Below are 16,364 nucleotides of genomic sequence, written 5' to 3'. Positions count from 1 at the left end.
CCGCTACGACAAGCGGGCCTACGTCTTCCATGGCACGGTCACCGTCGCAGCGATCCGCCTCTGGCTCCGACCATGATCCGCCGGACAGAACCTAGGTCGACGGAGTGGATCCCGCGATGTTGACAGCGGGAACATGTGGACATCTGCCAGCATTCCACCGCAAAGTGGACACTGTCAACACCGGAAGGGACGGGAGGGCGGGAACGTGGCCACGAGCCGGCCGTACCACCACGGAAACCTGCGGGAAGCACTGGTCGCCGGCGGGGTCGACCTCGCCAGGACCGGCGGACCCGCCGCCGTCGTCCTGCGCGCGGTCAGCCGGAGGGCGGGCGTCTCGCACAACGCCGCGTACCGGCACTTCGCCGGCCACGAGGCCCTGCTGGCGGCGGTCGCGGCGAGCTGCATGAACCGCTTGGGGCGGCTCATGCTCGCCCGCTCCGCGGCCGTGGACCTGCCCGACGAGGTGGCGGCGGCCCGCGCGCGGCTGGACGCGATCGGCCGGGCGTACATCGACTTCGCCCTGACCGAGCCCGGCTGGTTCCGCACCGCCTTCTGCGGGACCAGCGCCGCCCCGCGCGGGGAACCGGATCCGGCATCGGGCCTGGCATCGGGCGGGGAACCGGGCCCGGAGGGCTCCTGCGGCGCGGACCCCTACGCCATCCTGTCCACCCACCTCGACGACCTGGTCCGGCTCGGCGCCTTCCCCCCCGACCGCCGCCCGGGCGCCGAGTACGCGGCCTGGTCGGCGGTCCACGGCCTGTCGGACCTGCTGGTCGAGGGCCCACTGCGGGGCCTGTCCGGAGCCGAGCTGCGCACCGCCGTCGAGGCCGTCCTGTCGACCGTCGCCCGCGGCCTCTGAGTCCGTAGGTCGCGCGGCGCATCATTCAGTAGCAGGTCTACTTCGCAGGACCAGCTAACGGTGAGCGTGATCGTCTGATCGTCTGCACTGACCAGGATCCGGCCGGACGGGGAGGCGTCGTAGGTTCGCCACTTGGAGGGGAGCCACCAGGCCTCCAGGGCCAGTTCTGCGACCACGACGCAGAGCGCCGCGGCCACCGCTGTGGCAATGAGGCGCGCGCGTCTCGATAGACGCGGCATCTTGATGGCCTGTCTCACTGCTCCACGGCGCAGACGACGGCCGGGTAACCAGCCAGTCCGATGCACCCAGGCCGTCCGAGGGTGTCCGCTGAACGACTTGACCTACCCGGAGGGCATCTGGGACGGCCATGCGACAGAGCAGGCCTCAGCCCTTGAGTCCCCGTGGAATTCCGACTCCTTTCGTAGCGGACTTCCGCCCCCCGGCCGCCCCCGATCGGCTGCACTCGGTGCCCTGACCGCACGACCTTCGCCGGAATTCCTCGTAATAAGATGAGCGCACGTTGATCAGTCTGCGGGTGCCGTGCCCGTGCAACGGCTGAGCGGCATCACAGTTCGCTTACCCCCACGACCCTCGTCTGCGGTCCCGAGGGAGAGCGGGCGTATCGACATGATCGGACTCCGGCCAGTGCTCCACGAACCCACGTCACCGCCGACCCGCCTGCAGGCCCGGGATGGCCTTGCACGGGCAAGAGCCCTGACTGAAGGCCGTGGTCGGGGTGAGCCAGGAGCCCGGTTGGCCGTCGTCGACGGCATGCGGCTGCTCGCCGCGCTCGCCGTCACGGGATTCCACTACCTCAGCGCGATCTCGCCCACCCTGTGGGGGCCGTCCGCGAAGGAGTTCGCCTACCCGCTGCACCACGCATCGATGTACGGCTGGCTCGGCGTCGAGGCCTTCTTCCTCATCAGCGGATTCGTCATCTGCATGAGCGCCTGGGGGCGCACCGCAGGACAGTTCGCCGCCTCACGGATATCCCGGCTCTACCCGGCCTACTGGTGCGCTCTCATCCTGATCGTGGCCAGGATCGCGCTGATTCCCATGGAGACCCACGACGTCGGCGCGGTGATCCACCCCCGGATCGTCCTGGCCAACCTGACCATGTTCCCCGACGCCCTCCACGCCACCCTCCTGGACGGCGTCGCCTGGACCCTCGCCGTCGAGGCCCACTTCTACCTCCTCATGGCCGTCCTCCTGGCCTTCGGCACCACTTACCACCGGGTCATGGGGTTCTGCGTGATCTGGCTGGCCGCCGGGATCATCACCTCGGAGACGAAGAGCAAGTTCCTGGACGACCTCGTCCTCAGCCAGTACGCCGGCCTGTTCGTCGCCGGCATCGCGGTCTACCTGATGTACCGCTTCGGGCAGAACCTCATGCTCTGGATACTCCTCGGCTTCGCCTGGTGCTACGAACTGACCATGCTCCCCACCCGGTTGGCCGGCCACTACCGGGAGTGGGGATCCAAAGCACTCTGCTCCTGGACCGTCGCCAGCGCCCTACTGACCGCCTTCCTGGCCCTGCTGCTCCTGGCCACCATCGGCCCCCTCGCCCGCATCCGCTGGCGCTGGCTGATGACGGCCGGTGCGCTCACCTACCCCTTCTACCTGATCCACCAGAGCCTCGGCCTGCCCATGGCCGCCGAACTCACCGCCCACGCCCACTGGCTCGGCCCCTGGGGCCGACTCGCCCTCACCACCGTCTCGATGCTCCTCCTCGCCGCAATCATCCACCGGGTGGTCGAGAAGCCCATCGGCCGTGCCCTCCGTCGCCGCCTCGACCAAGCCCTCGACCGACACCCGAGCAACCCACCGGCACCGCGCCCGGAACCCGCACAGTGACCCGCCACTGATCACCGCGTCGTGCCGGCCCAGCCGTAGCGCGAGAAGGCGGGCCCCCGAACGTGGTTAGACGACGAGCGCTTGTGCGGCCGTGGGGAACGCGGGTTCGGGAGGGCGGTCCGCGGGGATCCAGCGGGCGGTGAGGTGCTTGTCGGATCCGGTGTCGGAGAGGTCGCCGGTCCACACTCGCGGCAGCGAGGACGAACAGAACGGACTGTCCGGCCTGGTCCCTGCCCTCAATCGGTGATCTCGGTCGGCAGTACGTCGAGGTACGTGCTGACTCCGTTCCTGGCGGCGTGCAGGAGTGGTGCCCCGCCTCTGCCACAGTGCCGACCCACCAGGCGACGAGTGCACGCGTGGACCTGACGCCGATTCCCTCCGGCCTGACCACGCGCTACCGGGTCATCAGCGAGGCTTGCCTGCCCGATGTCGACAGCGGGTACTTCGTCCCACTCGACGGACCGCCAGCCAGCTCTGATCATCGGCCGGAGCACAGACCGCTCTGCTACTTCCCGTGAACGACGGCACCCCCGACGTCATGCGCGCGAACGTTCCTGGGAACGCGCTCGCGCGTTCTCGACGGTCACGCGGACCTGTGGCCGAACTGCGGTGACGGAGTTCGCGCAAGCCCCCGGCTCGTGGCGGCCGTTCGCGGGAACGCGGCCACGCGGAGCGGGCAGGTCAGACCAACGGTGCGTTCACGGTGCTGCCGCCTCTCATCCGCCGGCCCTCGCCCAGCCTCCGCCGGTCCTGGCGCGACCTCGACCGTCTCGACCCGGTGCAGCGTCGCCGCCTCAAGGCCCGCACCCGTAAGGACCCCACCAGCACATACGGGCCGAACGCCGGACAACACCCCACGTCCAGCCAGGTCGGCGTGGCGCATCAGGCTTCCTGCGCGGGTTCGCGGTGGGGGCGGCCGGTCAAGTCGGCCGCGGTCCGGGTGAGGTGCTGGGTCAGTACCTCGGCCGCGGTGTCGGCGTCGCGGGCCAGCGCCGCCTCCTCCAGCCGGCGGTGCTCGCCGACGGCGTCCCGGCCGGGGTTGTGCTGCGCCGACCAGCGGCGAGCCAGTTCGCTCGCGGTCCACGTTCGGTCGAAGGTCTCCAGCAGGACGGGGTTGCCGCAGCCCTCCAGCAGGGTGCGGTGGAAGACCCGGTGGGCTTCGGACCATGCGGCGCTGTAGTACTCGCCCTCCTCCGGCACGTACGCCGGGGTGCGGGCCAGACGGTGGTGGGCGGCTCGTACGCGGGCCTCCCAGTCGACGTCCCCGCGCTCGATCGACATGCGCAGCACGACCGGTTCGATGGTCCTGCGGGCCTCCGCGATCTCCTGCCAGCGGCGGTCGGAGACGGCCGGGACGGCGAAGCCGCGGTTGGGCAGCCGGTCGGCGAGGCCCTCGCCGACCAGCCGCACGAGCGCCTCACGCACGACGGCCAGGCTCACCCCCTGTTCCTTGGCGAGGTCCTGCGGTTTGAGGGCGTCGCCGGGGGCGTGGTCCCCGCGCATGATCGCGTCCCGCAGGTGTGCGTAGACCTGCTCGGAGAGCATCAGCTTCCCCGGTGAGGTCGAGGTGTGGGCCATCTGAGTCATGCCTCCAGCATAGACGATCCCGCAGATAATCGATTATTAGTGTTATGGTCGATTCAGCGACCGAGGGAGCGCGGCGGTGCCGCCACGCGAAGCCGTGGGCTCCGTCCGCCGCACCACCACCGCCCCACAGCACACACCGAAAGGAACGACGCGATGAGCGCCAACGACCCCTTCGCCCGCCTCCCAGAGGCGGACTTCTTCACCGTCACCAGCACCGCCGTCACCGACGGCGCCGCCTGGCCTCCCGAGCAGCACTCCTCCGGCGTCCCCGGCGGGAAGGACGTCTCCCCGCAGCTGTCCTGGAGCGGCGCCCCGGACGGCACCAAGAGCTACGCCGTCACCGTCTACGACCCCGACGCCCCCACCGGGTCCGGGTTCTGGCACTGGGCGGTCGCCGACATCCCCGCGACCGTCACCGAGCTGCCCGAGGGCGCCGGCGACGACACCGGCTCAGGCCTGCCCGAGGGCGCCTTCCAACTGCCCAACGACGCCCGCGCGGCCCGCTTCATCGGCGCCGCACCGCCGGCCGGGCACGGCCCGCACCGCTACTTCGTCGTGGTGCACGCCCTCGACGTCGAGTCCATCGGCGTCCCGGTCGACTCCACCCCGGCCGTCCTCGGCTTCACCATGGCCGGCCACATCCTCGGCCGCGCGGTTCTGACCGCCACCGCCGAAACCCCCGCCTGACGAACACCATGTCCGGACTCATCGACACCACGGAGATGTACCTCCGCACGATCCTGGAGCTCGAGGAGGAAGGCGTGGCCCCCATGCGCGCCCGCATCGCCGAGCGTCTGGACCAGAGCGGCCCCACCGTCAGCCAGACCGTCGCCCGCATGGAACGCAACGGTCTGCTGCACGTCGCCGACGACCGGCACCTGGAGCTGACGGAGGAGGGCCGGCGGACCGCCACGCGCGTGATGCGCAAACACCGGCTCGCGGAGTGCCTGCTCGTCGAGGTGATCGGACTGGAATGGGAGCAGGCCCACGCCGAAGCCTGCCGCTGGGAGCACGTGATGAGCGAGGCCGTCGAACGCCGCGTCCTCGTGCTGCTGCGGCACCCCACCACGTCGCCCTACGGCAACCCGATCCCGGGCCTGGAGGAACTCGGGGGGCAGAGCACCGTGGATCCGTTCCCTGCCGAGAGCATGGTCAGCCTCAGCGACCTCCAACCCGGGCCGAACGGCGCGACCGCGGTCGTACGGTGCATCAGGGAGCTGGTCCAGACCGACCCCCGACTGATGCACACCCTCAGGCACGCCGGGGTGCGGCCCGGCGCGGTCGTGAGCGTGACGTCCTCGTCCGGCGGTGTGACGGTCAGCAGCGGCGGGGCGGCCACCGAACTCCCCACGCAGACCGCCGCGCACGTCTTCGTGGCCGAGCGCTGAGCCCACCCGGGTGCCGGCCCATGCCGTAAGGCCCGTGCACCCGACGAGGACGGCCCTCGACCACGACGGCGGGTTCCAGCGATCCCCGCAACACCCCGACCCCAGGGAGTTGCGGGGATCGTGGATGTTGAGGGCTTGAAGGCGGGTTCTTCGAGCCACGCCACGACGGGGAGCCGTTGCCCCGCAGGTCGCGGGACTTCGATGAGAAGGCTCTCATCAGCCCGTGTCACCGTAGGACGCCCCGGCGGAGGCCGGACGGGAGCGAGGAGACCCCGATGGCGGGCGGTGACGGCACCGGGACGGTGCTGGTGGTGGACGACGACGACATCATCCGCAGGTCGCTGGAGCGCGGCCTGCGGCTCAGCGGGTTCACGGTACGCACGGCCGACGGCGGGCGGACGGCGCTGGGCCTGGTGGCCGACGAGCCGCCGGACGTGCTGGTCCTCGACGTCTCGATGCCCGACCTGGACGGCAGCGAAGTCTGCCGCCGGCTGCGGGAGCAGGGCATCGACACGCCCGTGCTGATGCTCTCCGCACTGGACGAGCTGGCCGACCGGGTGGCCGGCCTCCAGGCGGGCGCCGACGACTACCTGGTCAAGCCGTTCGCGCTGGAGGAACTGGTGCTGCGCCTGCACGCCCTGCTGCGCCGCCGAACCCGGGCCGGCGCGTACGGCCGGCCCGCCGGGCCGGGTGGTGAGGTGCTGCGGGTCGGGCCGCTGGAGATCGAACCCGCCGCCCGCGAGGCCCGCCGGGACGGGCAACCGCTGCGGTTGACGCGCCGCGAGTTCGAGTTGCTGGAGTACCTGGCCCGCAACGCCGGGCTGGTGCTGACCCGCGACCAGGTGCTGGACCGGGTGTGGGGCTACGACTTCGAGGTCCGCACCGATGCCGTCGACACGTTCGTCAGCTACCTGCGCCGCAAGCTGGAGGAGGGCGGCCGTTCACGGTTGATCCACACGGTGCGGGGCGTCGGCTTCGTGCTGCGGACTCCGGAGGCCCACCGGTGAGCGGCACCGCCTCCGCCCGGCGCTCGATCAGCCTGGCCACCCGGATCGCGACCGGTGCGGCCCTGCTCGTCCCGCTGCTCGTCCTGGGCACCGGCGCACTGGTGCTCGGGCTCGTCACCCACGATCTGCGCGCCCAGCAGGACACCAGGCTGCGCGACCGCGCCGCCGCCGTGCTCCCCGCCGCCAAGGCACTGCTGAGCGCCACCCGGCAGGACCGGCCCCGGGTCGAGCAGAACCAGCGCCGCAACCTGCTCGACGACGCACTGGACGTCGGCATCCGGGTGGCGGACGCGAACGGCGACCGGGTCACCGAGGGCGGCCCCGTGCCGGGCCCGGCCGCGGTACTCCCGCACCCCGCCCCCGCGGGCACCGGCGGGCCGGTCACCGTACGGGCGCAGGGCCGGGCCTGGCGGGTGCTGGCCCGGCCGGTGGCGGGCGCCGACCCCGGCACGCTCTGGGTCACCGCACCGGTGTCGGCGACCGACCCGCAGGTGGACGCGGTGCGCGGGCGGATCCTGTGGGCCGCAGCGCTGGCCGCACCGCTCTCCGGACTGCTCGCCTACGGCCTCGCCCGGCGGGCCACCGCGCCGCTCAGCCGCCTGGGCCGACGCGCCGCCGCGCTCGACCCGCGGGCCGGCGCCGTGGGCTTCACCCACCGGCACAGCGGGGTCCGCGAGGTGGACGAGCTCGCGCTCGCGCTGGAGAGCGCGCTGGCCCGGTACGACCAGCAGGTCGCACGGACCGGCCAGGCACTGGAAACCGCCCGCTCGTTCTCCGCCGCCGCCTCCCACGAACTGCGCACACCGCTGATGAGCCTGCGGACCAACCTGGACGTCCTCGGCGCGCACCCGGACCTGCCGCCGACGGACCGCGCGGAGATCCTCTCCGACCTCCGCGACGACCACCGGCGACTCCTCGACCTGCTCACCGCACTGCGGACGCTGGCCCGTGGCGACCTGGTCGAGGAGGAGGCGTTCACGGTCCTCGACCCGGCCGACCCGGCCGCGGCCGCCGTCGCGGAGCTGCGCCGGCGGCGGCCGGAGGTGACCGTCGACCTGGCCGGTCCCGGCCTCACCGGGCCGGACACCGGCGGGCCGGACGTCGGGCCTGGCACCGGCGGGCCGGACGTCGGGCCTGGCACCGGCGGGCTACGGGTGCACGGGTGGGAGGCCGGGCTGCGGATCGTCTGCGACAACCTGCTCGCCAACGCGGCCGTGCACGGTCACCGGCCCAGGGAACCGGCCCGGATCGCGGTCGGACTGCGCCGGGACGCCGGACAGGCGGTGCTGACCGTGGACGACGACGGGCCGGGCATCCCGGTGGCGGACCGGGCGGCGGTCTTCGACCGCTTCCGCCGGCGCCGGGACAGCCCCGGCTCGGGACTGGGACTGACCCTGGTCGCCCAGCAGGTGGCCCTGCACCGCGGCACCGTCACGGTCACCGAGCCGCCGGGCGGGACCGGCTGCCGCGTCGAGGTCCGGCTGCCCCTGGTCGGCGAGGACGCCCCGACCCCGCCCCTGCCGGCCCGCCGCGAATGGATCAGCTCCACGGGTGCGAGCGCCTGACGCGCCACGGGCGTCGGAGCACCCGCGAAGCGGTGGGCCGGCTCGTCGGCTCACAAGGAATCCACAAAGAGGGTCCTTATCGTCCTGCTCAGCCGGACCGCCCGACGCTCCGGCCGGACCTGCCACCCGTGGCAACTGGAGGACTTCGCCATGCACCCGCACCGCAAGGCCGCTGCCGTGATCGGCGCTCTCGCCCTGGGCACCACTCTGGTCGCCCTCACCGGACCGGCTCAGGCCGCCACGCCCAGTGCCACCCCGGTGGCCTCCCGGACCCCGAAGGTGCTGCCGACGCCCGAGGGCGACGGAGCGAAGGGCATCTGCAAGCGGCTGCCGAAGGCCGACCGGCGGATCAAGAACGCCCTGGACCGCCTGAACGGTCCGGTCACCGAGGCCGGCTCGATCGCCCGTCTGCAGCAGCGGGTGAACAACGCCAAGGCCGCCGGCCACACCGCGATCTACAACGACCTCAACGACCGGCTGACGTACCGCAAGAGCCTGGTGCCGACGCTGACCCAGCGCCAGAGCGACCTGAACGCCGTCGCCACCTGGTGCTCCTCGCAGGGCCTCGGCACCCCGACCGCACAGTGACCGACCGCACAGTGACCGACCGCGCAGTGACCGCCGGCGCAGTGACCATTCCCGGCACGGCGTCCGACCCGGTCGGCGGCAGGTCGGTGGCTGCACCGGTACCAGCCGCCCGGCTGTCGCGGCGAACCGCTGCCGTCACGGCCGCCCTGCTCGCCACGCTCGCCCTGACGGCGTGCGGCACGAACGGGACCGGCCCCGGCCGGACCAGTGCACCCGCCGCCGGGTCACCGTCCGCCGGCGCGAGCGGGTCGGCGGCGAGCGGTGACCGACTCGGCGAGATGCGGAAGAAGGTGGACGCCGCCGACAGCGCCGCCGCCGCTGCCGAATCGGACGCCGCCAAGGACACCCAGGACACCTCGACTCCCTGACCCCACAAGCTCTCCGGCTGTTCCCCGTCGAAGCAACGGGGAACAGCCGAAGCCGCCTGTGAAGCCTGTGAGATCGAACGAAAGGGCTCCGGGCGTGCTCTCCGGCACACGAGCACCGCAGTCGCCGGGACCGGCGGGGAGCACCGACAGCATCCGCGGGCCGGGCCCGGCACGGGTCCCGGCGTCGGCCCGGCTGCGGACTGACGCCCGTTCGTCGCACGGGCCGCACCTGTGTCCCCTCCGGGCCCGCCGGCGGGGAGGGTCAGGAGGTGGGCATCAGGACGGTGTCGACGATGTACACGGTGGCGTTGGCGGTCTGGACGTTGCCGCACAGGACCTTGGCGTCGCCGTTGACGGTGAAGTCGGGGCTGGCACCGGTGACCGTGACGTTGCCGGTCTCCAGAGTCTTGTGCGCGCCGGTGAGGTCGCCGGGGGCGAGGCGCTGGGGGGCGACGTGGTAGGTGAGGATCTTGGTGAGCTTCTCCTTGTCGGCGAGGACGGCGTCCAGGGTGGCCTTGGGGATCTTGGCGAAGGCGTCGTTGGTCGGCGCGAACACCGTGATGTTCTGCGCGGAGTTGAGGGTGTCGACGAGCCCGGCCTGCTTGACGGCGGTCACCAGGGTGGACAGCAGCGGGTTGTTGGAGGCGGCGGTGGCGACCGGGTCCTTGGCCATGCCGGTGAAGGACCCGGCGCCGTCCTTGGGCACGGCGGCGCAGGCCGTCCCGAACGGCTGGTCGCTCATGGCGGCACCGGCCGCCGTCGCGGGGGCGGCGGCCGAGGACGGCGCGGCGGCGGGGGCCTTGGAGGCGGAGGACGATCCGGAGCCGCTGCTGCAGGCCCCGAGGCTGAGGGCGAGCGCGGTCACGGCGAGGAGCGCGGTGACCGCGTTGCGGCGCGGGGCGGTGACGTTCATGGAAGGAATCTCCTTGTGAGGATGGAACGGTCAGCCCCTGGGGCGGACCGCACCGGCTGGTGCCGGTGTCATGAAGGTGGTCTGGTGGTCTGGTGGTTTCCGGGCGGGCCGGTCGGGGCCCTCAGGTGACGGTGACGACGACGCTGTGCCAGCCGGTGGCCCCGGACGGGAAGGGGGCGGCCCGCTCCTCGGTCTGGACGGCGCCACCGGCATCGGTCGCTCGGACCTCGATCCGGTGGGTGCCGGGAGTGGCACCGGCCCATGTGCAGGTCCATTGCCGCCAGAGATCGGGGCCGGCGTCAGTGGCGAGCAGCGCGCGCTGCCAGGGGCCGCCGTCGACGCGGACCTCGACGGCGGCGATCCCCCGGTGCGTCGCCCAGGCGGTTCCGGCCACCGTGACCTCCCCCGCGGGAACACGGGCGAACGGCGCCGGAACCTCGATCCGCGAGGCGGTGCGGACCGCGCCGGTGCGGTCCCAGCCCCGGCGCACCCAGTACGGGTCGTACGCGGCGAAGGTGGTGACGTCCAGGTCGACGAGCCATTTGGTGGCGGAGGTGTAGCCGTAGAAGCCGGGGACGACGCTGCGGCAGGGGAAGCCGTGGGCGACGGGCAGGGCTTCGCCGTTCATCGCGACCGCCAGCAGCGCGCGCCGGCCGTCGAGTACCGACTCCAACGGTGTGCCGATGGTCATGCCGTCCTGGGAGTGGCCGACCAGTTGGTCGGCTCCGGGACGCACCCCGGCACGGCGCAGCAGGGCCGGGAGGGAGGCGCCGAGCCAGCGGGTGGTGCCGGCGTAGGGGCCGCCCACCTCGTTGGAGACGCAGGTCAGCGTGTGGTCCAGTTCCTCCAGCGGTTCGTGCAGGAGGTCGTCGAAGGTCAGCAGGAGCGGGTGGTCGACGAGGCCGCGGATGCGCAGGGCCCAGTGTCGGGGATCGACGCGGGGAAGGGTGAGCGCGGTGTCGACGCGGTAGAAGTCCGTGTTCGGGGTGACGAACGGGGACAGGCCCGGGACCTTGGGCCGCACCGCGGCGGGCGGTGGGGGCAGGGGTTGGGCGGCGGGTGGGATCCGAACGGCCGCGCGCAGTGCCCCGGTGTCGTAGCGGCGGTCCGCCAGGATCCGGCCGCCGACACCGGCGAGTGCGCCGACGGCGATCGTCGCGCCGGTGGCGGCCAGCACGGCCCGGCGGCTGGTGTCCTGGGTCGGGGCGGGTTGCTCCTGCTGCGCCGGGTCGTCGTCCGAATTCGCGGTCGACGCGGTCGACGCGGTCGTACGCGCCGGGGGCGCGGCCGCTCGGCGCAGTCGTGACAGGCCGAGGACGGTGAGCGCGCCGACCGCGCCCGACGCGAGGGCCGGTGCGGCGTCCACGGCGCCCGCACCCGACCGGGAGAGAGCGGCCCAGGCGCCCAGGAAGCCGAAGGCCCCGAAGACACCTGCTCCGCTCTTCGGACGGCGGGCGGACAGCCATCCGGTGAACGCGGCCAGCAGAGCCGTCGTCAGGAGGATCCCACCGAGCAGCACCGCCTTGTCCTGGGTGCCGAAGGTGCGGACGGCGTACTCCTTCAACGGAGTCGGCGTCAGGTCGATCGCCGCCGAGCCGACCGCGATGGCCGGCGCGGTACCGGGGCCGGTCGCCGCGGCGACCAGTTCGCCCACCCCGAGCGCGGCCACCGCCGCGGCCACCCCGGCCGCGGCGGCCGCACCCGCACGCACCGCCCGCGTCCGACGTCGGAGCGAAGGTGGCGGGGGCGGGGCTACGTCGGTGTTCACACCCGCCATTCGGCGGCCGCCAGGGCCCGGATGGGTGCCAATTCCGGAACACCCTCAGGGGTGAACCCGGCCGAACGAACTGACGAGGTGGGCACGGGTGCCGGAGGGCGGCGTCCGGCCGGTACGGCAGGTCGCCGTCGACGAGGTGTGGTCGGCCCTGCGGTTCCGCCCGGCCTGCCCCGGATACCGGCGGCCGGTGCCGCCACGGACCCTCGCGTATGGAACGACGGGGGCTCGAACCTTGGATCGGAGGAACCTCCGCCGTCCAGGTGCCGGCGCCGTCAGGGTCAGAGGCATCCGCGGGTACGCGGGGGGCTGGAGACGGTGCGCGGATCATCTCGCCGTAGTCTCCCCCGCACACCCGCACCGCCCGGGCCCGCGTCGAGCGGCCGGACGCCGCAGCGTCGGCCGGAACGTGACTATCCGGTGGTGACGTGGACGGCGTCGCCGCCGAGTGCGGTGTAGAGCTCGGTCCAGTGGCGGTCGGTGTCCGTGGGCGGTCTGCCGTCGCAGTACGTCTTCGTGCCGTTGGCGGTGTAGAAGCGCATCATCTCCAGCACCGACTTCGGGTCGGACTTCTCCCGGCCCGTGTACGCGCTGCCGGGGTCCTGGCTCTGGTGCTGGATGCAGCTGGGGGACGGGGTGCCCGCCTGGGCGTCGAACCTGCCGTCCGGCTCGCCGCCGCAGCCGGCCAGGGCGGTGACGGCGGCCAGGGCGGGTACGAGAAGGCGAACTGCTCTGCGTGGGGTGCGGGCGTTCACGGTGGCGGGCCTCCGAGGTGGGACGTCAGATGGTGGCGGGCAGGCTGCGGACGGCCAGTCCGATTCCCACCGTGAGGATGAGCAGGGCGGTCAGCAGTGAGCTGTAGGGGGTGAGGCGGCGCAGGCGGCCGAGGAGCGGCCCGTCGGTGGCGGCGGCGAGGCGGTCGCCCAGACGGACCAGGAGCAGGCCGACCGCGGTGAGGGTGGCGGCCATGCCCAGGCCGTAGGCGACCACGAGGGCCGCGCCGAACAGGGTCCGGCCGAGCGCGATGGCTCCGAGGAGGACGACGAGCGCCGACGGGCTGGGGACCAGGCCTCCGGCGATGCCCAGGCCGATCAGCCCGCGGCGGCCGGGCGGGGCGTGGTGATGGTGGTGACCGCCGCCGAAGAGGCCGTGGCGGTGCCCGTGGTCGTGATGGTGCCCAGCCGCGTGGTCGTGATGGTGCCCACCGGCATGATCGTGGCCGTGGTCGTGGCCGTGGTGCTCGGCGTGGCCGTCGTGGGCGTGGCCGTGCGGGTGGGCGTGGCTGTGGTGCTGGGCCGGGGAGGGGGCCGCCGCCGAGTGGGCGAGTTCCCTGGCCCGCTCCGCCCCGGGCTCACCCGTGTCGTGCGCGTGGTCCGGGAGGGGGTCGGGGTGCGGACCGCCGCGCGCGCGGCGGGTCGCGTCCCGCAGCAGGCCGAGGCCGACGACCGCGACCAGGGCTCCGCTGGCAACGCCGAGCCAGCCCAGGACGACGTCGCCGGCCAGCGAAGCGGACGCGGTCAGGGCCAGGCCGATCACGAGGACGCCGGCGGTGTGGGTGAGGGTGACGGTGGCTCCGACCGCGACCGCGTCCCGGGTGCTCCCGCGCCGGCCGGCCAGGTAGGCGGCCATCACGGTCTTGCCGTGCCCGGGCAGCAGCGCGTGGCCAGCCCCGAGTACGATCGAGAGCAGGACGGCCAACAGGCCGATGGGAACGGTGAGTTGACGGGCCGCCCCGAGGCCGGCGAGTCGGCTGTCGAGGCCGGCGAGCCAGGCGGTGGGGCCCGAGCCGTCGTTTCGGGAGACGGTCCCCGCCCCGGCGGCCGGGCCGCCGCCCGGCAGGGCGCGGAACCGTGCGCGGGTGACGCCACTGGGGCTGTTGAGGAGGTCGCGGGGGTAGTCCCGCAGCTCCTTGGACACCGACTCGGCCGGCACGTCCGTCGGGTCGAGCCGGGTGTCCTCGCCCCGCGCGGTGATCTCGTTCCAGCCGACCCGGCCGGGGTCGCTCCCGCTGGAGACCCGCACGGTGGTTCCGCCGGCCGGAACGCTCAGGGCCGCGTCCAGCACGCACTCCAGCCGGCTCGTGGGCAGACCGGCGGAGCCGTCCTCGTACCGGAACCGCGCGGACCGGGTCGTCCAGCGCAGCGCCGTGGACGCCTGCTCCGTCGTCACCTCGAGGCGCTGGGCGGTCTGTGCGCACTGCTCGGCCGCCCAGGCGGCAAGCTCCCCGTCGTCGATCGCGCCGTCGCCGTTGCGGTCGACCCTCGGCCGTTCCTGGAGGGTGGGGATCTCGGCGGCGTCGGTGACGGCCAGGGCCTCGATCCGGTCGGGGTGGACGGTGAACCCGAGGTAGTGGTTGACGGAGAAGTTCCCCAGCGGGTGCGCGTGAGCGGGCGCCGCGAGGCCGAGCAGACACAGCGCGCCCACCGCCCCCGCGCCCGTCCGAACCACGCGTCGCGGCAGCACCACGTCATTGCCTCCGGGGAGAACGACCCGCCACCACGGCCGAGAGGGCCGACGGCCGGGATGAGGATGAGGGCGAGCGCCCGAGCGGTAACCCTGGTGGCCTCGTCCGGCGGACGGCACGTCACCACTCCGGCGAAGTCCACGGGATCACTCGCACGGGGCACCCGCCCCGAATGCACAGCCCCCTCCCGAACGCGAGTGCCCTCACTGCACCCCCGGCGCTCTCCCTGCCCCGGACCGTTGCCGCTCAGAGCACGGACAGGTTCCACCGACCAGGTGGTCCGGCTGGGCCGGGCGGGTGAGGCGACCAAACCTCACCCGCCCGGCGCGCGAAGCACGAACAGGATCCGGTTCACAGTGCCCCTTGCGGCTGCCCAGCCGGACCTGCGCCGGGGCCGGACGGGCCCCGGGCGGACATCGACCGTCACGGAAGCGAGAACCCGACCCCCAATGAACGTCACGCGCCGACCTTCCCGCAGAACCCGGATCGCGCGCAGCGCGGCCATCCTCACCAGCATGAGCCTGGCCATCGCCAGCACCGCGCTCATCGGCCCCGGAGCCGGAACCGGCAACGCCTCCAGCCACCGCGAAGCGCCCCTGATCGCCGCCGACCCGCAGGTCGACAACACCGACGTCTACGCCTTCACCAGCCCCGACAACCCCGACACCGTCACCCTCATCGCCAACTGGCTGCCCTTCCAGGAGCCCAACGGCGGCCCCAACTTCTACCCCTGGGCCGACGGCGCGCACTACGACGTCAACATCGACTCCCAGGGCACCGGAAAGCCCGACATCACCTACCGCTGGACGTTCCACACGGACGACCAGCGCGGCACCAACACCTTCCTCTACAACAACGGCGTGGTGAACAACCTCACCGATCCCACCCTCCTGTTCCGCCAGTACTACACGCTCCAGGAGCTGCGCCCGGGCTGCGAGCCCGTCACGCTGGTCGAGCACGGCCAGGTCGCTCCCTCGGACACCGGCAAGGCCTCCATGCCCGACTACGGCCGGCTCCGCAACCAGGCGACCGTCCAACTCCCCGGCGGCGGGCAGACGGTGGCCACTCAGGCCGCCGACCCGTTCTTCCTCGACCTGCGGGTCTTCGACCTGCTCTACGGCGGCAACCTCTCCGAGGTCGGCCAGAACACCCTCGCCGGCTACAACGTCAACACCGTCGCCCTGCAGATCCCCAAGAGCCGCCTCGCCTTCAAGGGCGACCCCGGCCGCAACCCCGTCATCGGTGTCTGGTCGAGCACCGAGAAGCAGACCCTCAAGCTCAGCCCCGGCAAGGCGGACCCGACCGGCCGGCACGTCCAGGTCTCGCGCCTGGGCAACCCGCTGGTCAACGAGGTCGTCGTCCCGGCAGGTCTCAAGGACACCTTCAACTCCCTGCCGCCGTCCCAGGACCACAACCAGCCCGCGCTGGTGAACAAGGTCCTGAACCCGGAGGTGCCGCAGCTCGTCCAGGCCATCTACGGCATCCCGGCCCCCGCCACCCCCCGCACCGACCTCCAGGAGATCTTCCTCACCGGCATCGCCAAGGCCACCAACGGGCCCCTCGCCGTCGACCTCAACTCCCAGCTCATGAACCAGGACATCGACGCGTCCAAGTTCGTGCCCGCCGAGGAGCTGCGCCTGAACATGTCGACGCCCGTCACCGCGAATCCCGACCGGCTCGGCGTCCTCGACGGCGACTTCCAGGGCTACCCCAACGGGCGCCGCCTGACCGACGACGTCGTCGACATCGAACTCCAGGCGTTGGAAGGCGCGACCCCCGGCCACCTCATCCCCGCGCTCGCCGCCGGCGACAAGGTCGACCACGCCGACAAGCCGTTCTCCACCGCGTTCCCGTACGTCGCGCTGCCCTACGCCAAGGCCGTCAACCAGCCCAACTAGCAACGTGGACGCGGGGGGGGGGGGGGGGGGGGCCGCCGCCCCCCCCCCCCCCCCCGCCCCCCCCCCCCCCCCCCCCCCCCCCCCGCCCGGCGCCCCCCG

Annotated in this window: 14 protein-coding genes; 9 read left to right on the top strand and 5 right to left on the bottom strand. The window is 73.0% G+C overall.

All coding sequences use genetic code 11. The features are described 5' to 3' along the window. The first annotated feature begins 205 nt into the window (after positions 1-205). Together ACFWXO_RS34355 and ACFWXO_RS34350 are read left to right on the top strand one after the other, a co-directional pair. Complete coding sequence (locus ACFWXO_RS34355) at positions 206-859, top strand: TetR/AcrR family transcriptional regulator (RefSeq protein WP_380528928.1); 654 nt, start codon at positions 206-208, stop codon at positions 857-859. Between the two features lie 753 nt (positions 860-1,612). After that, positions 1,613-2,713: an acyltransferase family protein gene (locus tag ACFWXO_RS34350; RefSeq protein WP_380528927.1), complete on the top strand. Its 1,101-nt coding sequence runs from the start codon at positions 1,613-1,615 to the stop codon at positions 2,711-2,713. Positions 2,714-3,595: 882 nt separating this feature from the next. Here the strand turns inward: ACFWXO_RS34350 and ACFWXO_RS34345 are convergent. Then, positions 3,596-4,300, bottom strand: a complete 705-nt coding sequence (locus ACFWXO_RS34345; protein WP_380528926.1) for a GntR family transcriptional regulator — start codon at positions 4,298-4,300, stop codon at positions 3,596-3,598. Positions 4,301-4,453: 153 nt separating this feature from the next. Between ACFWXO_RS34345 and ACFWXO_RS34340 the strand changes: the two genes are divergently transcribed. The 6 genes from ACFWXO_RS34340 (at position 4,454) to ACFWXO_RS34315 (ending at position 9,216) form a co-directional block, all read left to right on the top strand. Further along, positions 4,454-4,987: a YbhB/YbcL family Raf kinase inhibitor-like protein gene (locus ACFWXO_RS34340; RefSeq protein WP_375896466.1), complete on the top strand. Its 534-nt coding sequence runs from the start codon at positions 4,454-4,456 to the stop codon at positions 4,985-4,987. Positions 4,988-4,995: 8 nt separating this feature from the next. Continuing rightward, positions 4,996-5,688, top strand: a complete 693-nt coding sequence (locus tag ACFWXO_RS34335) for a metal-dependent transcriptional regulator (RefSeq protein WP_375896469.1) — start codon at positions 4,996-4,998, stop codon at positions 5,686-5,688. Positions 5,689-5,963: 275 nt separating this feature from the next. Then, positions 5,964-6,695 carry a response regulator transcription factor gene (locus ACFWXO_RS34330; protein WP_380528923.1) on the top strand — a complete coding sequence of 244 codons (732 nt, stop codon included), beginning with the start codon at positions 5,964-5,966 and terminating at the stop codon, positions 6,693-6,695. Beyond that, positions 6,692-8,260: a sensor histidine kinase gene (locus ACFWXO_RS34325; RefSeq protein ID WP_380528921.1), complete on the top strand. Its 1,569-nt coding sequence runs from the start codon at positions 6,692-6,694 to the stop codon at positions 8,258-8,260. Before ACFWXO_RS34330 ends, ACFWXO_RS34325 begins: the two co-directional genes overlap by 4 nt. A gap of 150 nt (positions 8,261-8,410) precedes the next feature. Further along, entirely contained in the window at positions 8,411-8,848 is a 438-nt protein-coding gene (locus tag ACFWXO_RS34320; protein ID WP_380528919.1) for a hypothetical protein, read from the top strand. Between the two features lie 26 nt (positions 8,849-8,874). Continuing rightward, positions 8,875-9,216: a hypothetical protein gene (locus ACFWXO_RS34315; protein ID WP_380528917.1), complete on the top strand. Its 342-nt coding sequence runs from the start codon at positions 8,875-8,877 to the stop codon at positions 9,214-9,216. Between the two features lie 262 nt (positions 9,217-9,478). Here the strand turns inward: ACFWXO_RS34315 and ACFWXO_RS34310 are convergent, their stop codons facing one another. The 4 genes from ACFWXO_RS34310 to ACFWXO_RS34295 form a co-directional block, all read right to left on the bottom strand. Beyond that, positions 9,479-10,129: a fasciclin domain-containing protein gene (locus ACFWXO_RS34310; RefSeq protein ID WP_375896479.1), complete on the bottom strand. Its 651-nt coding sequence runs from the start codon at positions 10,127-10,129 to the stop codon at positions 9,479-9,481. 121 nt (positions 10,130-10,250) lie between these two features. Beyond that, entirely contained in the window at positions 10,251-11,840 is a 1,590-nt protein-coding gene (locus ACFWXO_RS34305; protein WP_380528914.1) for a molybdopterin-dependent oxidoreductase, read from the bottom strand. A gap of 476 nt (positions 11,841-12,316) precedes the next feature. Beyond that, positions 12,317-12,658, bottom strand: coding sequence for a hypothetical protein (locus ACFWXO_RS34300; protein WP_380528912.1), 342 nt, complete (start codon positions 12,656-12,658; stop codon positions 12,317-12,319). Between the two features lie 25 nt (positions 12,659-12,683). Next, a complete protein-coding gene (locus tag ACFWXO_RS34295; protein WP_380528910.1) occupies positions 12,684-14,351 on the bottom strand; it encodes a nickel/cobalt transporter in 1,668 nt (555 codons plus the stop codon). A 531-nt stretch (positions 14,352-14,882) separates the two neighbouring features. Between ACFWXO_RS34295 and ACFWXO_RS34290 the strand changes: the two genes are divergently transcribed. Then, positions 14,883-16,265, top strand: a complete 1,383-nt coding sequence (locus tag ACFWXO_RS34290; RefSeq protein ID WP_380528908.1) for a DUF4331 domain-containing protein — start codon at positions 14,883-14,885, stop codon at positions 16,263-16,265. Positions 16,266-16,364: the final 99 nt, after the last annotated feature.

This window comes from Kitasatospora sp. NPDC059088, from assembly GCF_042738155.1.
Classification (GTDB): domain Bacteria; phylum Actinomycetota; class Actinomycetes; order Streptomycetales; family Streptomycetaceae; genus Kitasatospora.
Note: the sequence above shows the minus strand (reverse complement) of the source record. Positions and strands in the feature narration are given on the sequence as shown.